Source organism: Shewanella sp. GutDb-MelDb (assembly GCF_002836075.1).
Taxonomy (GTDB): Bacteria; Pseudomonadota; Gammaproteobacteria; order Enterobacterales; family Shewanellaceae; genus Shewanella.
The window spans coordinates 1-315 of the sequence record NZ_PJBM01000094.1 but is presented as its reverse complement, the minus strand read 5'-3'; the positions used below and the strand labels follow the sequence as shown (position 1 = coordinate 315).

1 protein-coding gene is annotated in these 315 nt (G+C 54.6%); it reads left to right on the top strand.

Annotated elements, in window-relative coordinates; translation table 11 throughout:
* Positions 1-315, top strand: a 315-nt coding sequence (locus CXF82_RS01480) for a VCBS domain-containing protein (protein WP_145991642.1), incomplete at both ends; no start/stop codon positions are given.

The following is a 315-nucleotide window of genomic DNA, read 5'->3' as shown; positions in this document are numbered from 1 at the left end:
TTCAGCACTCAAATTGTCACCGTGACCGTCACAGGTACCAACAATATTCCGTTGATCACTTCCACCATTGCCGATGCGACTGGCGAAGTCTTAGAAGCGGGCGTCATGGATGGCGGTAATGATCCAGAGCCAGGCAGCCTTACCACGGGCGGCACCTTAACCGCCAGTGATGTCGATAACGGAGCCAGTTGGAGCTGGGGCTTCGTGCCGCAAGTCAATGACTATGGTACCTTCGGCATTAATGCCACCACCGGCGTCTGGAGTTACACTCTAGCTAATAACGCCTTGGTTGATGCCCTCGCCTCGGGTGAAACT